At 69.9% G+C, this 1,832-nt stretch carries 1 protein-coding gene; it reads right to left on the bottom strand.

Annotated elements, in window-relative coordinates:
- Positions 1 to 35: 35 nt before the first annotated feature.
- Positions 36 to 1,730 (bottom strand): IS1182 family transposase, encoded by a 1,695-nt coding sequence (locus tag ABT095_RS38735; RefSeq protein ID WP_350534334.1) that lies wholly within the window; start codon positions 1,728 to 1,730, stop codon positions 36 to 38.
- Positions 1,731 to 1,832 lie beyond the last annotated feature (102 nt).

Raw genomic sequence — 1,832 nt, 5'->3', positions numbered from 1 at the left:
AGCTTGACTCTGTCGGGGATCTTGGACGATCGGGTTCAAGTGCCAAGAGTTCGCCAGGACTTCGGCCGGGGGATGTCGCGCTGGTCCAGGTAGGTCTGGAAGGCGGTCGGTGGTCTCGGCGAGGGGGCTTCCTCGGTGACTGGCCGGCCGCTGAGCCGTTCGATGTTCACGGCGATGGCTGTGAGGACGTGTTGCAGGTGGGCTTTCGGCTGTCCTCGGTAGCGGCAGCGGCGCATGCGGTGTCCGTGGGCGAACTCGTTGATGGTGCCCTCGATACCGGAGCGGACCGCGTAGCGGGCCTTCCAATCGGGTGTCTGCTGCTCGGCGCGGACGCGGATTTGCAGGTCGCGGAGCTCTCGTGGGGGAAAGCCCACGTTCCGGGCGTCGCTGGAGCTCGTGCACCGGGGGCGGTCCGGACACGGCTGGCACTGACTCCTGGTGAACCGGGCCACGATCAGAGGCGCCGCGGTGGGCGAGGAGGTCGGGTAGGGGCCGTGCCAGCCGGCGCTGACCTGGCCGTTCGGGCAGGTGACCTGGCGGCGGTCGAAGTCGATGCGGAAGTCGTCCCGGTCGAACCCTTCGCTCTTGCGGTGCTGGCGGGTGGGGTTGCCCGGCAGAGGCCCGCTGACGGTGACCTGGTGCTCGCGGGCGGCTCGTTCGAGGTGGACGAGAGAGGTGTAGGCGCCGTCGACCAGGTGCTCGGCGGGCAGCAGTTCGCGGCGTGCCAGGCGGGTGTGGATGCCCGGCAGGGCCTGGCCGTCGTTCGTGGCGGCCGAGGTGGTAGCCACGTCCGTGATCACGTTGACGCTGTCGGAGGCACATGTCTCGGTGACATGCGCGGCGAACCCCTTCCAGCTGATGATGTGCCCGTGACGGACGTAGCGCGCCGTGGTGTCGTAGGGGGAGACGACCGCCGAGGACGATGGCGGCAGGCCACCGTCGTCGGCGGTGCGCCAGCGCAGGCGGCCCGCCGCGTCGCGGTAGTAGTGCTGCACGAGGATCTGCCGCAGGGCCTCGGCCTGCGGGCCGGGCCGGTAGCCCGGTCCGCGGTGGTGGAGGTGCTCCAGCAGGCGGCAGGCGTCGTCACCGGCGGCGAGGATCCTGCTCTTGGGCCGGGTAGGGTTCTTACCCAGCCGGACCGGGCGGCCGTAGCGGCGCCCCCACTCCTCGTCGACCAGGCCGGCCAGCAAGTGCGACGCGGTGCGGGCCACCTCTTCCAGCGCGGCACGGACCGCCTCGGTGACCAGTTCCAGCCGGGTCAGGTCGCGTACCGCGGCCAGGACGTGGGTGGAGTCGGTGCGCTGCGTGGTGCGCTCGCTTACGAGTCCGGCCTCCTTCAGGCGCGCGAGTGCCAGATCGAGGAGGCGGTCGGCTCGGCCGTCCAGGGTCAGGCGCTCTCGGAAGTCGGCCAGCACGCTGTGGTGGAAGCCGGGATCGTCCAGTTCCATGGCCATGGCGTAATTGAAGTCGATACGGCAGCGGACCGCCTCCGCCGCCTGCCGGTCCGACAGGCCGAGCAGGAACTGCAGCACGCTGATGGTGGCCAGCTGGGCGGGCGAGATGCCTGAGCGTCCGTTCCGTGGATACCAGCCTGCGAAGTCCTCGTCGCGCCACAGCCCGTCCAGCCGGTCTCTCACCCACATCGCCGTCGTACCGCCCGGGTTGCTCGCCCGCGCGATCCGCGCGGTCAGGTAGGGGACTTGCTCACCGGAGCGGGGACGGAGCGACAACTGACACCTCGACAACTACACGGTCTTTGATCACCCCGAGCATGCCCACTGGTCAGGTGGGCACACCGGGAAGCTCCAAGATCCCCGACAGAGTCAAGCTGA

It is taken from the genome of Kitasatospora sp. NPDC002227 (assembly GCF_040296285.1).
Taxonomy (GTDB): domain Bacteria; phylum Actinomycetota; class Actinomycetes; order Streptomycetales; family Streptomycetaceae; genus Kitasatospora.
This window is presented reverse-complemented; position numbering and strand designations above follow the sequence as displayed.